This window comes from Gordonia sp. SMJS1, from assembly GCF_029866425.1.
Classification (GTDB): domain Bacteria; phylum Actinomycetota; class Actinomycetes; order Mycobacteriales; family Mycobacteriaceae; genus Gordonia; species Gordonia hongkongensis.
This window is the reverse complement of sequence record NZ_CP123381.1, coordinates 4,182,370-4,201,147: the sequence shown is the minus strand read 5'-3', so window position 1 is coordinate 4,201,147 and position 18,778 is coordinate 4,182,370. Positions and strand designations below refer to the sequence as shown.

At 70.2% G+C, this 18,778-nt stretch carries 1 pseudogene; it reads left to right on the top strand.

The annotated features are described in order from the left end of the window. Positions 1-446: 446 nt before the first annotated feature. A pseudogene (locus QAD21_RS18990) lies at positions 447-18,772 on the top strand (amino acid adenylation domain-containing protein). Positions 18,773-18,778: the final 6 nt, after the last annotated feature.

Below are 18,778 nucleotides of genomic sequence, written 5' to 3'. Positions count from 1 at the left end.
TTGCGTGAGAAGGGCGTGATGGACCGATTGATCGGTCGCCCCAAAGAACAACTGCTGCTTGTGGTTTGACAGCCTCCGTGTGAGTAATGAATCCACATTCGCTTTCCGAATGAGTTGATCTGAAAATCAGAGACACGGGCGAAAATCCACGCCTTTCGGAAAACTCATCCGAATGAACCATCGAATTCTCCGTGACCATTCTGAGACGTTTTTTCGCTGGTCTTTACTTCGCCTTTACTGACGTTTTACCTTTGCCGAAAAGGGATGTCGGCGAATGTTAATCGGGAGTATGGTCCGATTTGTCGACGGGGCGACAGCTCTCCAGGGGGGCTTATCTGGCTTGATCTCGCGCGGGTTGTGAATTGTCCATCCCGTGGTCTGCGGGGGGCGCCCGGGTGGTCCTGATACCCGGACGAGTGCGATCGATACGAACGCATGGAGGCCACGTGACCATCTCAGACAAGGATCTCGTCACCCCGTCCGCGCACTCCTCGTCGACCCGGATGCCGGCCGATGACCATCCCACGGAGACGACCGGAGCCGCCACGTCGGCGAGACCGGATCCCGGTGTGGACTCACTTCCGTTGTCCGCCGCGCAGCGCGGCATCTGGTTCGCCCAGCATGTGGCCGGTGACCTGCCGATCTCGGTGGCACAGTACGTCGACATCGACGGCGAACTGGACACCGAGTTGCTGACGGAGGTCTGCCTGATCACCGGGCGGGAGTTCGGCTCGGGGCACCTGCGCCTGGTCGTCGTCGATGGCGAACCGCGGCAATACGTCGCCTCCCAGAGCGCTCCGGTGAGCACCGTGGATCTGCGCGGCGAGGCCGATCCGACCGCGACAGCGCACCGGCTGATGCTGCTCGACTACACGAGACCGCTCGACCTGCTCACCGACGACCTGATGACGAGCATCGTCTACCGCGTCGGGGACGCGCACTACATGTGGTACCTGCGGGCGCACCACATCGCGCTCGACGGATTCGCCGCGGTGACGATGGTCCGGCGGATCACCGAGCTGTACAACGCGGCCGTTCGCGGCGATCCCGCGCCGCCGTCGAAGGCGAGCGACATCGCCGACATCATCGCCCAGGACGCGTCCTACCCCGGGTCGACTCGTCACGACAACGACCGCAGGTACTGGAGCGACCATCTCGACGGCGCCCCGCCGGTCGTCACCCTGGCCGGCCGGCACGGCAAGCCGACGCTGCACCCGATCCTCGTGAGCGCGCCGATTCCCGCGGAGACGGCCGCGCTGCTCGATGCGGCCGCGCAGGAGGGAGGTGGCGTGACCCCGGTGGTCGTCGCGGCGTTCGCCGCGTACCTCGCGCGGATGACCGGCAGTGCCGAAGTCCTTCTCAGCCTTCCGGTCTCGGGTCGCCACTCCGCCGTGCTGCGCCGGTCGGGCGGCATGGTGGCCAACGTCGTGCCGCTGCGTGTGCCGGTCGCCGGCCGCACGCTCGGCGACGTGGTGACCTCCGTGCAGGGGGAGTTGCTGAGTGCTCTGCGGCGGCAGCGGTACCGGCAGGAGGACATCTTCGCCGACATGGGGATGGCCCGAGACGAGTCGGCGTCCTTCGGGCCGGCGGTGAACCTCATGATGGTCGACAGCGAGGTGGTGCTGGGTGAGGTCACCGGGCGGTTGCACGTGTTGACCTCGGGTCCGACGTCCGATCTGTTCGTCAACATCTACCCGGGCGCGGGAAAGAGCAGCACGCACATCGACTTCCAGGGCAACCCGAACATCTACACCCCGGACGAGCTCACCGGGCACCACCGTCGCTTCCTGATGTTCCTGCACGCATTCCTCGGCGGGGCGTCCGACGATCGCGTGGGACAGCTCTCGTTGCTCGACGAGCATGAGCGGGCGACATTGCTCCCCGTGCGGGGCGCGCGTTGCGCCCCGCCGCGGGTACTCGCCGACATTCTCGCCGAAACGGTTGCGCGACAGGGAGAATCTACCGCGGTGTGCGCGTCCGGGCGTTCGATGACGTATCGCGAACTCGACGCCGCCTCGTCGCGCCTCGCGCGGCGCCTGCTCGCCGCGGGCTGCGCGCCGGAGGAGTCGGTTGCCATCCTGCTGCGACGGTCCCTGGGCACCGTCGTGGCCGTCTGGGCGGTGGCGAAGACCGGTGCCGCGATCGTGCAGGTGGATCCGGAATACCCGCGAAAGCGCATCGAGCACATCTTCGCCGACAGCGGTGCCCGTGCGGCGATCACCGTCGACGAGTTCGCCGAGCGGGTGCCCCCGTCGGCTGTCCGGATCGACCTCGGCGACCTCTCGCCCGACGGGAACACCGACGGCGCCTCGGGCGGCGGCTTCGACGACTCGCCGGCTCCGTCGCGGGCCCGGCTCGAGAACGTCGCGTACATGACCTACACCTCCGGTTCGACCGGCGTGCCGAAGGGCGTGCAGGTCACCCACTCCGGGTTGGCGAGTCTCATCGCCGATCGCACCCGCGCCTATGGCCTCGCGCCGGCGTCCCGGGTCTCCTACGCGCTCTCCCCGAGCTTCGATGCGTCGATGGAACAGCTGCTGACCTGCTTCGCAACCGGATCCGCCCTGGTGATTGTGCCTCCGGAGGTGATCGGCGGCGAGCGGCTCACCCAGTTGCTCGCCGAGGAGGAGGTCACCCACCTGACCCTCACGCCCGCGATGCTGGCGACCATCGAGCCGGAATCGCTGACCCGGATGCAGACCGTCGTCGTCGGCGGCGACCGATGCGCCCCGCACGTGGTCGAACGGTGGACCCGGTCGGCGACGATGATCAACGAGTACGGGCCGACCGAGTCGACGATCACAGCGGCGAGTGCGATGGTCGAGCCCGATGCGGACGTCACCGTGGGCGGCCCCATCCGCGGGACGTCGGTGATGGTTCTCGACCACGCCCTGCAACCGGTGCCGATGGGAACCGCGGGCGAGCTGTACCTTGCCGGCCCGGGGCTGGCTCGCGGCTACGCGCGTCTGCCGGGTCAGACCGCGGCACGTTTCGTGGCCCACCCGCACGGCGCGCCGGGCGAACGGATGTACCGGACCGGCGATCTCGCCCGCTGGGTCGGGGCGGGGACCGCGCCGTCGCTGGAGCTGTTGGGCCGTACCGACTTCCAGCTGAAGATCCGTGGGTACCGGATCGAGCCCGGTGAGATCGACGCCGCTCTCACCGGGCACGCCCAGGTGGACCAGTCCGTCACCGTGCCCGCGCTCAACCTCGCCGGCGCGACCGTCCTGGCGTCGTACGTGGTGCCGGCGACGGGACAGGGGGTCGAACCGGCGGAGCTGGAGCGATTCGCACGCGAGTGCCTGCCGCCGCACCTGGTCCCGTCCGTCATCACGATCCTCGACACCCTGCCGCTGAATGCGTTCGGCAAGGTCGACCGACGAGCCCTGCCCGCGCCCGTGTTCGCATCCGCGCGATCGGGGCGGCCGCCGTCGACTCCCCGGGAATACCGACTGGCGCAACTCTTCTCCGAGGTACTCGGGGTGGTCGAGGTGGGTGCCGACGACAGCTTCTTCGTCCTCGGCGGCGACAGCATCCTGTCCATCCAGCTCGTGGCGCGGGCGAAGGCGAGCGGGCTCGCGTTCACGACCCAGGATGTGTTCGAGCACAAGACCGTCGCCGCTCTGGCCGCGATGGCTTCCGATGTCTCCGACGACGCCGGACTGCGCGAGTTGCCCGGCGGCGCGGTCGGCTCCATCCCGCTGTCGCCGATCATGCACGCGATGCTCGAACGCGGTCCCGTCGACCGCTTCGGACAGGCCGCGCTGGTCGAACTCCCGGATGCCGCCGGGCGCGACGAACTGGTGCGCACACTGCGCGCGGTGCTCGACCGGCACGACATCCTCCGGGCCACGCTGGTCGACGATCTCGCCGACCAACCCCACGTGGTGGTCCGCCCACCCGGTGCGGTCGACGCCGACGAGGCGCTCGAGCACGTGTGGCTCGACCGTCGGGACGGTGACGAGATCGACCGCCACCTCCAGGCCGCGGCCGATCGCCTCGACCCACGCGCCGGCGTCCTGGTGCGGTTCGTGTGGATGCAGCACCCCGACCGCACCGCGCCCGACCTGATGTGGCTGGTCATCCACCATCTGGCCGTCGACGGGGTCTCCTGGCGCATCCTCCTCGCCGACCTCGTCACCGCCTGGCACCAGATCCGCGGGGGCGCGGTGCCCGACCTCGGCCTGCCGACGACGTCGGTCCGGCGCTGGGTCCACGGCCTCGTCGAGCAGGCACCCGTGCGTGCCGCTGCCGAACTCGACCGATGGACCGAGATCCTCGAGCCGGGCGACCGGTTGCTCGGACGCCGCGCGCTCGACCCGGATCGAGACATCGTCGCCACCGCCGGACGCATCCGGATGCGGATACCGGCGGACGTGACCGAGGCGGCGCTCACCACCATCCCCGCGCGGTTCCACGGCGGTGCCAACGATTCCTTGCTGGCCGCGCTGGCCCTGGCGCTCGCGAACTGGCGACGTCGGCGCGGGCAGTCCGACGGCAGCGAGTTGATCGCCCTCGAAGGCCACGGTCGCGAGGAGGCCGCGGTACCCGGCGCGGACCTCACCTCGACGGTGGGGTGGTTCACCTCTCGCTTCCCGGTCCGGCTCGAATTGCACGGCGTCGACGTCGAGGACGCCCTCACCGGTGGCCCGTCGGCCGGACTGGCGATCAAACAGATCAAGGAACAGCTGCGGGCGGCACCCGACCACGGGATCGGCTACGGCATGATCCGATATCTCGACCCGACCGGCCGCGACGAACTGGGCGACCGACCCGAACCCCAGATCAGCCTCAACTACCTGGGCCGGATGGGGACCGGCGATCACACCGGTCCATGGATGCCGGCGCGCGATTTCGACGCGTTGGTCGGGACCGGGCACCCGTGGATGGCGTTGCCCGCCATCATCGACATCAATGCGATCGCCGAACCGGGTTCGGCCGGCGTCGAACTCGACGTCGGCTGGGAGTACGCCGCGCTGGTGCTCGACCGGGTCGACGTCGAGGAGCTGGCCGGCCTGTGGGTGCAGGCCCTGAAGGGTCTCGCCCAGCACGTCCGGTCCGGGACGGCCGGCGGCCACACGCCGTCGGACTTCCCGCTGGTCTCGACCACCCAGGCCGACATCGATCACTGGACCGCCGCCCATCCGTCGATGGTCGACGTGTGGCCGCTGACCGCGCTGCAGTCCGGACTGCTGTTCCACGCGACCTACGACGACGCCGTCGACGGGTACACGGTGCAGGCCGAACTGCGACTCGGCGGGCGGCTCGAACCGGACCGGATGCGTCGGGCGGCGCAGGCGCTGATCGCCCGGCACGACAGTCTCCGCGTCGCATTCGTCGAGACCGGCGCCGGGCCGCGGCAGATCCTGCTCGACGACGTGACCGTCGACTGGTCGGACTCCGACCTCACCGGGATCGCCGACGCCGACGACCGGGACCGTGCACTGCGTCGTCTCATCGCCGGGTCGGCGGCCCCCTTCGACCTGGCTCGGCCGCCGCTGCTCCGTTTCCACCTGATCCGGTTGACGCACGACACCGAGAACCCGGGTGGCGACGAGTTCCTGCTGTCGATCACCAACCATCACATCGTCCTCGACGGATGGTCGATGCCCGTCATCATCTCCGAACTGCTGCAGCTGTACTTGGCCGACGATGACGCCGACGGCGCTGCCGTACTTCCCGCACCCCGGACGTTTCGGGACTACCTGCAGTGGCTGCACACCCGCGATCACGACGCCACGACACGCGCGTGGCAGGAGACCCTGGCCGGCATCGAGAGTCCGACGCGACTGACCGGCGCCGCGGAGCGCGACGCGACGGCCGAGGTAGACGAGGCCGCGCTCGATCTCGACATCGCGACGACGGAGGCGATCGCGGGTCTCGGGCGCGCCCACGGGGTGACCGCGAACACCTCGATCCAGGTGGCGTGGGCGATGCTGCTCTCGATCATGACGGGCCGATCCGACGTGGTCTTCGGCAACACGGTGTCCGACCGTCCCGCCTCCATCCCGGGCATCGAGCGGATGATCGGTCTGTTCATCAACACCCTTCCGGTGCGCATCCGGCTCGACCCGGACGAGCGGGTGATCGACCTGCTCGCCAGGGCGCAATCCGAGCAGGCGGCGATGCTCGGCCACCGCGACATCGGCCTCGCCGAACTTCAGCGGGTGACCGGGGTGGCCGACATGTTCGACACCGCCACGGTGCTGGAGTCGTACCCGGTCGACCCGGACGAGATCAACCGCATGCTCGGCGACGCGGGACTGCGATGGAACGGCCTGGCGGCCCACGACGCGACCCCGTACCCGGTCAGCCTCCAGGTCACGCCGCCCCGGCCCGGACGGGCCGACCAACCGGCCGCCGATCGGCCCGGCACCTACGAACTGGTGGTGAAGTACGCCGTCGACCGCCTCGACCGGGAGTCGGCCGAGGTCCTGCTCGAGCGGTTCGTGCTGCTGCTGCGCCAGATCGCTGCCGAACCGGGCCGCAAGGTCGCCACGCTGGCATCCTGTTGGGACACCGAACGAACCGCCCTCTGTCCGATCGAGGGGCCGCCCGCAGTGTCGCCCCGCCTACTCCGGGACATCCTCGCCGACACCGCGCGACGACACCCCGAGGCACCGGCGGTGCGCGCCGACGGCGTCACGATGACATATCGCGAACTCGTGCGCCGCAGCAACCGGCTCGCCGACGAGCTCGCCGCCCGCGGCGCCGGACCGGAGACCTCGGTGGCCCTGGCGATCCCGCGGTCGGCGGCGCTCATCGTGGCGATCTGGGCGGTCGCCCGGACCGGGGCGGCCTTCGTCGCCGTCGACCCGGGTAATCCGGCCTACCGCATCGCCGAACTGCTCGCCGACGCGCGGTCCACGATCGGGGTGACCGTCGACGCCGTCGTCCCGAACCTCCCGGACACGGTCGAGTGGCTGACCCTCACCGGACCCGGCTCGCTCCCGCTCGGTACCGACGACTCGCTCCCGCTCGGTACCGACGACTCGCTCCCGCTCCGGCCGGACAACGCGGCCTACCTGATCTTCACGTCCGGCTCCACCGGCCGGCCGAAGGCCGTCCACGTCACCCATCGCGGCCTCGCCGACCTGGTGGTCGAGTACGCGGAATCCTTTGCGGTGGAATCCGATTCGACGGTCCTGCAGGTCGCGTCCCCCGGCTTCGACGCCTGCGTGTCGGAAGTGTTGGTCGCGCACAGCGCCGGCGCCTGCCTGGCCGTCGCGCCGCCGGAGATCTACGGCGGTTCCGACCTCGAGGACCTGCTGCGGACCGAGCGGGTGTCCCACGCCATCATCACACCGACGGTGCTCAACACGATGGACCCGTCGCGTCTGCCGGAGCTGCGGATCGTCGCGGTGGTCGGCGAGGCGACGGGCGCGGACATCGTCACTCGGTGGTCGCCGGGTCGTCGGCTGATGAACCACTACGGACCCACCGAGACCACGATCTGGGCGACCGGCGCCGACGATCTCCGGCCCGGGGAGCCGGTGACGATCGGGGAACCGATCCGGGGAGTCTCGGCGTTCGTGCTCGACACCTGGTTGCGGCCGGTGCCGGTCGGAGTGGTCGGCGAACTCTACCTCGGTGGTCCCGGCCTGGCGCGTGGCTACTTCGACCGCGCAGGCGTCACCGCGACGAGGTTCGTGGCCGATCCCATACGCTCCGCCGGCGAACGCCTCTACCGCACCGGCGATGCCGTGCGCTGGATTCGCACGGACGGCGCCCTGCGGCTGGATTATCTGGGGCGCAACGACCAGCAGGTGAAGGTCCACGGCCTGCGCATCGAGACCGGGGACATCGACGCCCATCTCGCGCGGATCGCCGGCGTCGCGCAGGCGGCGACCGTGCTCCAGCGCGGACCGGCGGGTCGTCCGGTCATCGTGTCCTACGTCGTGGGGACGCCGGACGAGCCGATGGACGTGCATGCGTTGCACGACGACCTCGCGAACACCCTGCCGCATTACATGGTTCCCGCAGCGATCGTCGAGCTGGAGTCGATGCCGGTCACCCGGTCGGGGAAGGTCGACACGAAAGCGCTGCGGCAGTGCGAGTTCCGTGCCGAGAGCGGAGGCGGCCGCCCGCCGGAGACACCGGCCGAGCGCGTCATCGCCGCACTGTTCGCCGAGGTACTGGAGCTCGACGACGTCACCGCCGACGACAACTTCTTCACGCTCGGGGGCGACAGCATCGTCTCGATGCAACTGGTCGCGGCGGCGAAGGCCGCCGGACTATCGCTCACTCCCCGGGCGGTCTTCGAGGCGAAGACCGTCGCCGCGCTCGCCGAGATCGCCACCACCGCCTCCGCGACCGGCGACCCCGCCACCGGTTCGGTCGTCGAACAGGCGGTCACCGAGCAGGATTCGCCGCTCGTCGATCTTCCCGACGACGATCTCGACCGGCTGCGGAACGACTACCCACGGCTATCGGACGTCTGGCCGTTGTCGCCGACGCAATCGGGTATCCACTTCCACTCGACCCTCGATCCCGATGCAGTGGACACCTACACCGTGCAGTCGACGATCGCCCTCTCCGGCCCGGTCGACGCCGGCCTGCTGCGCCGCGCCGCGCAGGCGCTCGTGGACCGCCACGACGTCTTGCGGACGGCCTTCGTCGAGACGTCGCGTGGCCCGCGGCAGGTCGTCGTCGACGGCGTCGAGGTGCGCTTCCGGACAGTCGATCTCACCATTGCCGCGGACCGCGGGGCCGCCCGGCGGGTCGCCGCCGACGACGCCGCCGCCGGTTTCGATCTGACCGAACCCTCGCTGATCCGATTCACCCTCGTGCGGCTCGACAGCGACCACTTCGCCCTGCACGTCACCAACCATCACGTGATCCTCGACGGCTGGTCGATGCCCCTGCTGCTCGGCGAACTCCTCCACTACTACGGCGACCCGGGGCAGATCGGCGCATGCCGGCCGGCAGCCTCGTACCGGGACTACCTCGCGTGGCTCGGCGAACAGGATCAGGACGCCTCGGCGGCCGCGTGGGCGCAGGCCTACGCCGACGTCGACGGACCCACCCGCGTGACCCGGCTCGGTGCCGCGACCACCGTGTTCGACGCCGGTGAGGTCATCGCCGAGCTGCCCGGGCAGGAGTATGCGCGTCTGCGGTCGGCCGCCGCGGAGTCCGCGGTGACGGTCGGGACCGCGTTGTCCGCGGCGTGGGCCCTCGTCCTGCGAACCCTCACCGGCGACACCGATGTGGTCCTGGGCTCCGCGGTCGCCGGACGGCCACCGGAGCTGCCGGGCGCCGACCGGGCGCTGGGGATGTTCCTCAGCACGGTACCGATCCGGGTCCGTCTCGAACCGTCGATGTCGTTGCGCGATCTGTTGATCCATGTGCAGGAAGCGAATGCGCTGGTCCTGGACCACCACTACGTCGGACTCCCGGCCATCCACCGCGCGGTGGGCCGGTCGGATCTGTTCGACACCGCACTGGCCTTCCAGTCGTTCCCGCTGCGCGAGGACGCGCTGCAACAACTGGTCACCGCGGCGGGCTTGCACGTCGACAGCGTCACCGGGCTCGACGCCACGCCCTACCCGCTGAGCGTCGTCGTGGCGCCGAAGATCGACGGCGGCGAGGGGGAACCGGGACTCGGCATCACCGTACGGTTCCATCGCGACGAGTTCGACGAGAGCCGCGCACGGGAGATCGTCGACCACTTCGTGGAATGTCTCGCCCGCATCGCCGACGAGCCGGGTTCGCGCCTCGGCGCACTCCGTCACGTCGGGCACGAGGCAGGCGCCGGACGGATCGACGACATGCCGGAACCGGCCACCCTGCCCGACATCCTCACCGCCGCAGCCGGTCAGGCGCCGGATGCGATCGCGGTGACCTGCGGCGAGCGGTCGCTGTCGTACCGGCAGCTGGACGCCGAGTCCGATCGCCTGGCGCGGCAGATCTCGCAGCGGGCGCAGTCCGGCGTCGTGGCGTGCGCACTGCCGCGGTCCGTCGAGGCGGCGATCGCGATCTGGGCGGCGGCCAAGGCGGGAGTGCCGTTCCTGCCGCTGGATCCGAGCCTGCCCGCCGAGCGCATCGAGTTCGTGCTGGCCGACGCCGGCGCCGGGTTGGGCATCACCGTCGGCGCGCGCCGGGCCGCACTGCCCGACAGCATCGATTGGCTCGTCGTCGACGAACCGCGGACGGACGGCCCCCAGTCGAACGAAGCCGGCGGCCCGATCCGGCTCGGGGACACCGCCTACGTGATCTACACATCCGGTTCCACCGGCACGCCCAAGGGCGTCGTCGTCTCCCACCGCGGACTCGCGCCGGTGGTCGCGGCGCAGCGCGCGGTCCTCGGCGTCGACCAGTCGTCGACTGTGTTGCAGGTGGCCTCACCGAGCTTCGACGCCTTCGTGTTCGAACTCCTGATGGCTCACGGCTCCGGGGGACGTCTCGTGGTGGCGCCACCCGATGTCTACGGCGGCCCCGAGCTCGCGAATCTGATTCGGCGCGAGCAGGTCTCGCATGCCGTCCTGACGCCGTCGGCACTGGCCACCGTGCCGGCCGACGGTCTCGACACGCTGCGCGTACTGGCGACCGCAGGTGAACCGGTCGGGCCCGAGTTGGTCTCACGGTGGGCCGACGGCCGGAACATGATCAACCTGTACGGGCCGACCGAATCGACCATCTGGGCCACCGCCGGCACGCCGCTGCGGGCGGGTGATCCGATCACGATCGGGACGGCGGTGGGACCGGTGGGCACGATGGTGCTCGACACGTGGATGCGGCCGGTTCCGCAGGGCGTCGTCGGCGAGTTGTACCTCGTCGGCCCCGGCCTGGCCGACGGTTATGTCGGCCGGCCCGCGACGACGGCGGCGCGGTTCGTGGCCTGCCCCGCCGATGCGCCCGGAACCCGGATGTACCGGACGGGCGACCTCGTCCGGGTCTCCCGGTCCGGTGCACTGGAGTATGTGGGACGCAACGACTTCCAGGTGAAGGTGCGCGGCACCCGGGTAGAGGTGGGCGAGATCGACGCGCGCCTCGGATCGCGCGCCGACGTCGCCTACGCCGTGACCGTCCCGCGTGGCGGGAACGGAACGCCGCACTGTCTGGTCTCCTACGTGACCGCCACCGCGGGGGCGTCGCTCTCCGGTGACGAACTACGTAAGTCGCTGGAGCGATCGCTGCCCGCATACATGGTCCCGGCCGCGGTGGTCGTACTGGACGAGATACCCCTCACCCCGACCGGCAAGCTGGATCGGAGTCGCCTGCCCGAACCGGTGATCGCCCCGCGTGGGTTCCGTGCACCGTCCGGCCCGGCCGAGTCCGCCGTGGCGCACGTCTTCCAGGATGTCCTCGGCGTGCCGCGCGTGGGCGCCGACGATGACTTCTTCGCCCTGGGCGGCGACTCGCTGACCGCCTCGGTGGTGACGGCGCGGCTGGGTGCGGAGCTGGGAGTACGGGTTCCGCTGCGGTCGGTGTTCGACGCGCCCGGCGTCGCGGCACTGGCGGAGCTGGTCGGGTCGCTGGGCGACGACCGGCGCACCGCGTTGACGGCAACCGCACGCCCGGAGCGCATCCCGTTGTCGCTGGCGCAGCAGCGGATGTGGTTCCTCAATCGGATGGAGCCGGAGTCGCCGGCCTACAACATCCCGGTGGTCCTCGAACTCACGGGGCACCTGGACCTCGCCGCACTCGGGCAGGCCCTCGACGACGTGGTCGGGCGGCACGAGGTGCTGCGGACGATCTACCCCGACACCGACGGCGAGCCGTGGCAACTCGTCCTCGACCATGCCCCGGTGCTCCTGGAGTCGATGCGAGCATCGGCCACCGAGGTCGAGGACGTCGTCGCCGGGTTCGTACGCCGCGGCTTCGACGTGACCGCGTCGGTGCCGATGCGTGTGGCCGTCGTCGCGATCGACCCGGACGGCGCGGACAATCCCCATGGCCCGGACAACCGCGACGCACACGACGACCGGGAGGGGACCGACGGGCGTTTCCTGCTCGTCCTCGTGGTCCATCACATCGCCGGTGACGGCCAGTCCATGGCGCCGCTCGCCCGCGATGTGATGACGTCGTACGCCGCCCGTATCGCCGGCGCGGAACCGACCTGGGAACCGCTCGCGGTCCAGTACGCCGATTACGCGCTGTGGCAGCGAAACATGCTGGGGAGCGGGGACGATCCGGCCTCGCTGATGCACGCCCAGCTGGACTTCTGGCGGTCGGCCATGGCCGGTGCCCCGGACGTCCTCGATCTGCCCACCGACCGCCCGCGTCCGCCGGTGGCGACCCTGGCGGGCGGGCAGGTGCCGGTGGCGATCGACGCTCGCCTGCACGGCCAACTCCTGGCCCTCGCGCGCGCACACGGAGCGTCGTTGTTCATGGTCGTGCACGCCGCGCTCGCCGCGGTGCTCGGCCGGTTGAGCGGCGGCGACGACGTCGTGATCGGCACCCCGGTCGCCGGGCGCGGCGAACCGGGGCTGGAACCGCTCGTGGGCATGTTCGTCAACACCCTCGCGCTCCGGACCGACCTCGACGCCGCGGAGTCGTTCGCCGGGTTGCTCGACCGCGTGCGCGAGGTCGACCTGGACGCCTTCGAGCACTCCGACGTCCCGTTCGAGCGGATCGTCTCCGAACTCAACCCGGAACGGTCCACCGCGCATCATCCGCTGTTCCAGGTCGCGCTCGCCTTCCAGAATCTGTCCGACGTCGAGCTCGACCTGCCGGACCTGCGCGTCTCCCGCGCGCAGGCCGACACCGGCATCTGCCAGTTCGACCTCCAGATGGTCCTCGCCGAGTCCTACACCGAAGACGGCACGGCACAGGGTCTTTCGGGAACCATGATGTTCGCCCGCGACCTGTACGATCCGGAGACGGTGGCCGGCATCGCCAGTCGGTTGCACCGTGTGCTCGACGCGATCGTCGACGACGCGACAACACCCGTCGGTGACATCGACTGGCTCGGCGGAGCCGAGCGCGCCGAACTGGTGTCGGTGGTGGGACCGGGTGCGGTCGCGGAGCCCGTGCTGCTGCCAGAGATCTTCGCGGCGGCCGTCGTGGCCGACCCGGACGGTGCGGCGGTGATCAGCGGCGAAGTCGAGCTGTCCTACGGCGAGCTCGATCGCCGCTCGAATCGGCTGGCGCGGTATCTCATCGACAACGGTGCGGCACCGGAGCGGCCGGTGGCGGTGGCCGTGGAGCGGTCGGCGGAATCGCTGGTCGCGTGGTGGGCCGTCGTGAAATCGGGTGCCCCCTATGTCCCGGTGGACCCGCACTACCCGGCCGCGCGCATCGACCAGATGGTGTCCGATTCGGCTGCGCCACTCGGGATCACGACACGTGGGTCGCGGCCGACGCTGTCCGGGGCGCTCGAGTGGATCGTGCTCGACGACCCCGCCACCGTCGCCGAGGTTGCCGAACTGTCGTCGTCGCCGATCCGACAGACCGATCGGGTGTGCCCGGTTCGGCCCGCGAACACCGCATGGGTGGTCTTCACCTCCGGCTCCACCGGCGTGCCGAAGGGCGTCGCCGTCACGCATGCCGGCGTCGCCGACTACCTCGCCACGCTGCACGTCGACCGTGAGCCCGGAACCAGCCCGCGGGTACTGCATTTCGCCTCTCCCTCGTTCGACGCGTCGCTGCTGGAGATCCTGCTCGCCGTGAGCGCCGCGGCCACCCTCGTCGTGGCGCCCACCGGGATGCGGGGTGGTCGCGAGCTGGCCGACTTCCTCCGCGATCACCGCGTCTCCCATGCGTTCGTCACCCCGGCCGCGCTGGCCTCGGTGGACCCGGACGGGCTCGACGACCTGCGGGTCGTGATGTCGGGCGGTGACGAGGTACCGACCGACCTGGTGAGCCGGTGGGTGGGTGCCGATCCGGCTACTGGCCGGGAATTCCGGGTGCTGTACGGCCCCACCGAGACCACCATCGTCGCCACCGCCACTACTCCGCTGCGGGTGGGAGAACGGTCGACAATCGGCACGGCGCTCGCCGGGATGCAGACGCTCGTGCTCGACACCCGTCTGCAGCCCGTGCCGGACGGGGTCGCGGGGGAGCTGTATCTGTCCGGACCCGCGCTCGCGCGCGGCTACCTGAACAGGTCCGGGGTGTCCGCCGCCCGATTCGTCGCCCACCCCTTCGGCGATGCCGGAGAACGCGCGTACCGCACGGGGGACATCGTGCGCCGCAACCACTCGGGCGACCTGGAGTTCATCGGACGCAACGACTTCCAGGTGAAGGTCCACGGCTTCCGGGTCGAGCTCGGGGAGATCGACGCCGCGCTGGCAGAACTCGCCCGGGTGGCCTACGCCGTCACCGTCCCGCGGCACGACTCCGGCATCGGCATGCGCCTGGTGTCGTACGTGGTGCCCGCGCCGGGCGTCGCCCTCGTCGGAGAGAAACTTCGTGCCGAACTCGGCGAGGTGTTGCCGACGTACATGGTCCCGGCGGCGGTCGTGGTCCTCGACGAGATCCCCCTGACACCCAGTGGCAAGCTCGACCGGCGTGCCCTTCCCGCGCCGGTCGTCACCACCCGGAGTTTCCGAGCCCCGGCCACGCCGGTCGAGGAGATCGTCGCGGGGGTGTTCGCCGACATCCTGTCCGTCGATGCCGCGGTCGGTGCCGACGACGACTTCTTCGACCTCGGCGGCAACAGTCTCGCCGCAACGCGGGTGGTGGCGAGAATCGGTGCGGCGCTTGACACCACGATCCCGGTGTCGGTGATCTTCGAGGCGTCCACGGTGACGCGGCTGGCCGCCCGCGCCGAGTCGCACACGGACACCGGGCGTGTCGACCTGGTGGCACACGAACGCCCGGAGCGGATCCCGCTGTCCTATGCGCAGCAACGCATGTGGTTCCTCAACCGGATCGAACCCGAGTCGCCGGCGTACAGCATCCCGGTCGTGGTGCGGTTGTCCGGAAGTCTCGATGTCGACGCCCTCCACCGGGCGATCGGTGATGTCGTCGCGCGCCACGAGATCCTGCGCACCGTCTACCCCTTCGTCGAAGGCGAACCGGCCCAGGTGATCCTGCCCGCGGACACCGTCCCGATGGAGGTCGTCCAGGTCGCGGAATCCGATGTCGATGAGGCGATCGCGGAGCTGATCGCGGCACCGTTCGACCTCACCGCCGGGGCGTCGACCCGGATCGTGCTCTTCGAGCTCAGCGGCGACGAGTGGGTGCTCGCCGTGATCCTGCATCACATCGGCGGTGACGGCTCCTCGTTGGGGCCCTCGCGCGGGACATCATGTCGGCCTACGTCGCGCGTCTGCAGGGCGAAGCGCCCGGATGGGTGCCGTTGCCGGTGCAGTACGCCGACTACGCGATCTGGCAGCGGGCGGTCCTGGGCTCCGAATCGGACCCGAACTCGTTGCTGCGCGCGCAGATCGACTACTGGGCCGAGCAACTGGCCGATACACCGCCGCTGCTCGAACTGCCCACCGATCGGCCGCGCCCGGCCACTCAGTCCTACGCCGGGGAGTCCGTCGGCCTGACCGTCGACGCCGATCTGCACGCCGGGTTGCAACGGGTCGCCCGTGCCCACAACACGACCCTGTTCATGGTCTTCCATGCCGCGCTGGCCGCCCTGCTCGCGCGGCTCGCCGCGACCGACGACGTCGCCGTCGGGACCCCCTACGCCGGACGCGGGGAACGTGCTCTCGACGATCTGGTCGGGATGTTCGTCAACACCCTCGTCCTGCGCACCCGGGTGCGGAGCGGGATGTCGTTCGCCGAGTTGATCGACGACGTGCGCGCCACCGACCTCGCGGCGTTCGGTCACGCCGACGTCCCGTTCGAACGGCTCGTCTCCGAACTCAACCCGGTCCGCTCAGACGCCCACAACCCGCTGTTCCAGGTGATGCTGGCGTTCCAGAACATCTCGAGCACCGACATCGAACTGCCTGATCTGTCGGTGCGGGCCGTGGAACCGGACACCGGACTCGCCCTGTTCGACCTGCAGGTGACGGTCGCCGACTCCTACGACGCGCACGGGGCGCCGGCCGGCATCGCCGGTGGTGTCACCTTCGCGTCCGACCTCTTCGACGCGTCGACCGTGGAGCGGTTCGTCGAACGATTGGTGGCGATGCTCGAGGCGATGACGATCGACGCCGACCGCGCTGTCCACGACGTGGACCTGCTCGACGACGCCGAACGGTCTGCCGCCCTCCAGGGTCCGAACGCGACGTCGCACGAGGTGGACTCCGCCGAGACCCTCGCCTCGATGTTCGCCGCGGCCGCGGTCGCGTACGCCGAGGACACCGCGGTGATCTGCGGGACGGTCTCGCAGACCTACGCCGATTTCTCCGGTCGGGTGAACCGGCTGGCCCGCTGGATGATCGCACAGGGGGTGGGGCCGGACTCGCTGGTCGCGCTCCGTATGCGACGCTCGCTCGACCAGCTCACGGCGATGTACGCGGTGCACGCCGCCGGCGGTGGCTACGTGCCGATCGACCCGGACCATCCGGCCGAGCGGATCGACTACATGGTCGAGTGCGCCGAGCCGGTGCTGGTGCTGTCCGCACTCGACTCCGTCGACCTCTCGGGGTTCGACGACTCGCCGCTGACCGACGATGACCGGATCACGCCGCTGAACCCGGACGCCCTCGCGTACGTGCTGTTCACCTCAGGCTCCACGGGTCGACCCAAAGGCGTTGCCGTGTCCCATCGTTCGGTGGTCAACCAGCTTCGCTGGATCAGCGCCGAGTACGGGCTGAGCCGATCGGACGTGGTGCTGCAGAAGACTCCCGCGACTTTCGACGTATCGGTGTGGGAACTGTTCGCGACCCTCTCCGTCGGTGCCCGACTCGTGATCGCGCGACCGGACGGCCACACCGATCCGCGCTACCTGGCCGAGGTCATGTCCACCCATCGGGTGACCATCACCTCGTTCGTGCCGTCGATGCTGGCGGTGTTCGCCGATGCCCTGCCCACCGGCGCGGCGCTGTCGTTGCGGGCCCTGCTCGTCGCGGGTGAGGCCTTCGGGCCCGACGTGGTGGACGCCGCCCGCCGTGCGCTGCCGGACGTGGAGTTGTACAACCTGTACGGGCCGACGGAGTTCACGGTGCACGCGACCTCCTCCGCGGTGGGGACGGCCGACGACGGCGCGGTGCCGATGGGCGTGCCGGTGTGGAACGCCCGTGCGTACGTGCTGGACTCGCGGCTGCGTCCGGTGCCGGCGGGGGTGACCGGCGATCTCTACCTGTCCGGGACGCAGGTGGCGCGGGGTTATCACGGACGACCGGCTCTGACCGCCGATCGCTTCGTGGCCGATCCCTTCACGGCCGGCGCCCGGATGTACCGCACCGGTGATCTGGTGCGGCGTCGCCGAAGCGGTGCGCTCGAGTATCTGGGACGCAGCGACTTCCAGGTCAAGCTCCGCGGGTTACGCATCGAACTCGGTGAGATCGAGGCGGTCTTCGCCGCGCACCCGGACATCGCCCGCGCGGCGGCCGCGGTCACCTCCACCGACGCGGTCGACTATCTCACCGTCTACCTGGTGCCGGCGGGGGCCGGCGTGGGGGACGGCGGGGGCAGGTCGGTGAACACCACCGAGGTCACCGCGTTCGCGTCGGCGGCGCTCCCGGGGTACATGATGCCGACGGCGGTGATGGTGCTCGACTCGCTGCCGATCACCGCGTCGGGCAAGCTCGACCGGGCGAGGCTGCCGCAGCCGACACGTGACGCCTCGGCGTTCCGCGCACCGTCGTCGTGGCTGGAGACCGAGATCGCGCGGACCTTCGAGCACGTGCTCGGTGTCCCGCGCGTCGGCGCCGACGACGACTTCTACGCGCTCGGCGGCAATTCGCTGCGGTCGGTCCAGGTCGTCAACGACCTCGAGACCGAGTTGCACGTCGAGATCCCGGTCCGGTGGATGCTGTCCGATTCGAGCCCGGCCGACCTGGCAAGGCGGATCGAGGACGGGATGCGCAACGGGTTCGACGCCGCGCGCGGGCCGGGGGACGAGGAGCCGGGCGGGGTGGGCTTCGACGTCCTGCTCCCGATCCGGCCGGAAGGCGAACTGCCGCCGCTGTTCTGCATCCACCCGGCCTCCGGCCTGGCCTGGAGCTACCAGACGCTGAGCCGGCAGGTGCCGCCCGGCCGGCCGGTGTACGGCCTGCAGGCGCCCCAGATCGGGGGCGAGACACCCGGCCCCACCACGATCGCCGAGATCGCACGCAGGTACGCCGACGAGATCCGGACGGTCCAGCCCGAGGGCCCGTATCACCTGCTCGGATGGTCGCTGGGCGGGGTGATCGCGCACGCGATCGCCGCCGAGATGCGGGCCGCCGGTTCCGAGGTCGCGCTGCTCGCCATGCTCGACACCGAGGCCGACGGTGTCGATTCGTCGGCGATCACCACCGTCACCGCCGGCGAGCTGATCAGCAACCTCGGCCCGGTCCTCGGCATCGACTACGTCAGTGCGGACGCGACCGCCGAACAAGCCGCCGAGCAGATCGCCGAGCGCCTCGGCGCCGGGTTCGGCATCGACGCCGCGACGATCGAGCGGCTGACCGACGCCTACAACCTGTTGATCCGGGCCACCGGTGACTGGCACCCGCCGGTCGTCGACACCGACGTGCTCTACTTCACCGCCGTGCGCGATCGGCGACCGGATGCGTTGGGCGCCAACGGATGGGGGCGGTACGTCCGGGGGAGCATCACGAATGTCGACATCGACACCCACCACCTCGGGATGACCGAGGACGAGGCGATCAGACAGATCGCGACCGTCCTCGACGATCATCTGACGCGCGAAAGTGCCTCGCGGAAAGCTGCTTCGGGGTTAGCGTTTTCTCACGATGATCGGTTCACCAACAAGAGATGAGGTCGT